This window comes from Streptomyces sp. NPDC054961 (assembly GCF_053609145.1).
This window is the reverse complement of the sequence record NZ_JBSGWY010000022.1, coordinates 1-2,250: the sequence shown is the minus strand read 5'-3', so window position 1 is coordinate 2,250 and position 2,250 is coordinate 1. Positions and strand designations below refer to the sequence as shown.

3 protein-coding genes are annotated in these 2,250 nt (G+C 72.4%); 1 reads left to right on the top strand and 2 read right to left on the bottom strand.

What is annotated here, in order from left to right; all coding sequences use genetic code 11:
• Nucleotides 1-162: 162 nt before the first annotated feature.
• Nucleotides 163-981 (bottom strand): molybdate ABC transporter substrate-binding protein, encoded by an 819-nt coding sequence (modA, locus tag ACWF9Z_RS20415; RefSeq protein WP_453603941.1) that lies wholly within the window; start codon nt 979-981, stop codon nt 163-165.
• Between the two features lie 198 nt (nt 982-1,179).
• Nucleotides 1,180-1,575: a TOBE domain-containing protein gene (locus tag ACWF9Z_RS20410; RefSeq protein WP_453603940.1), complete on the bottom strand. Its 396-nt coding sequence runs from the start codon at nt 1,573-1,575 to the stop codon at nt 1,180-1,182.
• Nucleotides 1,576-1,710: 135 nt separating this feature from the next.
• Here ACWF9Z_RS20410 and ACWF9Z_RS20405 point away from each other — a divergent pair, with 135 nt between their 5' ends.
• Nucleotides 1,711-2,100, top strand: a complete 390-nt coding sequence (locus tag ACWF9Z_RS20405) for an RNA-binding S4 domain-containing protein (RefSeq protein WP_453603938.1) — start codon at nt 1,711-1,713, stop codon at nt 2,098-2,100.
• Nucleotides 2,101-2,250: the final 150 nt, after the last annotated feature.

Below are 2,250 nucleotides of genomic sequence, written 5' to 3'. Positions count from 1 at the left end.
TTCTCTCACAACCCCATCCTCTAATACCCCCCCCCCGCCGCCGTCGGGGGGGGGTTGTGTGGGGGGGGGGCGCGGCGGCGCCGCGCGCCCCCGGGGGGCGGCGCCCCCCCCCCCCCCGCGGCCCGGCCCCCCCCCCCCCCGCGGCTCGGACCGAGCGGCCGGTCACACCTTCTGGAAGCCGGCGTCCTGGAGGATCTTCTGGGCCTCGGGGGAGCTCAGCCACGCGACGAACGCGGCCGCGGCCTCGGCGTTCTTGGACCCCTTGAGCGTGGCGGCCGGGTAGGAGGCCACGGCGTTCTCGGCGTCCGGGATGTCCACGACGACGACCTTGTCACCGGACTTCACGGTGTCGGTCTTGTAGACGAGGCCGGCGTCGGCCTCGCCCATCTCGACCTTGCTCAGCACGGCGCGGACGTTGGGCTCCTGGGAGACCGGCTTCACCTCGATCTTCTGGGCGTCGAGGATCTGCTTGCTGTAGCGGCCCACGGGGACCTCGGGCGCGGCCAGCACCACCTTGATCTTCGTGTCGGCCAGGTCCTTGAGGGCGCCGACCTTGAACGGGTTGCCCTTGCCCGCCGCGATGACCAGGCGGTTCTTCGCGATGACCGCGGGGTCGCCGGTCTCGGCCTTCAGGCCGTCCATGGTCTTGGTGTCGGCGGTGACCAGCGCGTCGGCCGGAGCGCCCTGCTTGACCTGCGCGGCGAGCTCCTGCGAACCGGCGAAGGAGAAGGTGATCTTCGTGCCCGGGTGCTCCTTCTCGTACGCGGTGCCGGCGGTCTTGAAGACGTCGGTGAGGGAGGACGCGGCGAGCACCGTGAGGTTCGCGGCCTTCGGCTCGGCCGCGGCGGCGCTCGGCGAGGCGGCGGCTTCGTTCTTCTTGTCGTCGCCGCTGCCACAGGCGGCGAGCGCCGGCACGAGGAGGACGGCGGTCACCGCGAGGGCGGCCGTACGGCGGCGGTTCAGGGGCAGGATCGCGGACATGAGCAGGTGCTCCTCGGTCGGGTCGGCGGCCGGCCTGGTGCCGGATCCGCGCGGTGTGACCCGCGCCGGTGACGGGCGGAGCGGGTGGGGACGCGTCGTACCGAGCGGAGGTACGGAGCGCGGGGGTGCGGGTTGCGGGGCTGCGGATTGCAGATTGCGGGCTGAGGGGTGCGCGGGCGGGTGCGGGCGCCGGTGGTGTCAGGTGCGGTCGATGTGCACGCTGGTGGACTTCACGCGGGCGGTGGCTCGCATGCCCACCTCCAGTCCGAGCTCGTCGACGGCCTCACGGGTGAGCAGGGAGACCAGACGGTGGGGACCGGCCTGGATCTCGACCTGAGCGGCGACGTCCCCGAGCGTGACGGCGGTGACGATGCCCGGGAAGGCGTTGCGCGCCGAGGTGTAGGTCTCCCCGTCCTCGGTGTGGGCCCCCTGGGCCACCTCGACGGAGAAGGCGGCCAGGGCGCGGCCGTCGATGAGGCGGCGACCGCCCTCGTCGCGATGGGTCGCGACGCGGCCGGCGTCGGCCCAACGGCGCGCGGTGTCCGGGCTGACGCCCAGCAGGCGTGCCGCCTGACCGATGGTGTAGGACTGCATGTGCGACAAGGTAGGGCCAGATGTGCGGCATGTGCAATTCAGTTGGGATCATCTACCTGGTAGGTGCCAGTGCGTTCGTCGCAACCCACAAAACGCCTTCCGCTTCTCGGCCCCCGGCTCGCTACAGTCGGGGGCATGGCTGAAGAGGGAACCACGGGTACGGGATCGGCTCGGGTCGACGTGTGGATCTGGTCGGTCCGGCTGACGAAAACACGGGCGATCGCGGCCGCGGCGTGCCGCGCGGGACACGTGCGGGTCAACGGCGAGCGCGCGAAGCCGGCGCAGTCGGTACGGGCCGGGGACGAGATCCGGCTCTTCCATGCCGGACGGGAGCGCATCGTCGTGGTCCGCCGTCCGGTGACGAAGCGGGTCGGCCCTCCGGTCGCCGCCGAATGCCTGACCGACAACAGCCCGCCGCCGCCGACGCCGGTGGAGGCGGCGGTGGTCGGCATCCGTGACCGTGGCGCGGGCCGCCCGACGAAGCGCGAACGCCGCGAGATCGAAACCCTGCGCGGCAACCGGTAGGTCCCGGCGCCGGGGTGCGCCGCGTGACACCCGAAGCCCGGGGGGGGGGGGGGGGGGCCGCCGGGGGGGGGGCGGGGGGGGGCGGCGGGCGGCCACAAATTATTAGAAAAAATTGTAAAATATGAAAGAAAAAGCTGTGGTGGAGGGGTG

Excerpts from the sequence above, each read along its gene's own strand:
- ACWF9Z_RS20410 (WP_453603940.1), bottom strand. The coding sequence starts at position 1,575 with ATGCAGTCCTACACCATCGGTCAGGCGGCACGCCTGCTGGGCGTCAGC.
- modA (WP_453603941.1), bottom strand. The coding sequence starts at position 981 with ATGTCCGCGATCCTGCCCCTGAACCGCCGCCGTACGGCCGCCCTCGCG.
- ACWF9Z_RS20405 (WP_453603938.1), top strand. The coding sequence starts at position 1,711 with ATGGCTGAAGAGGGAACCACGGGTACGGGATCGGCTCGGGTCGACGTG.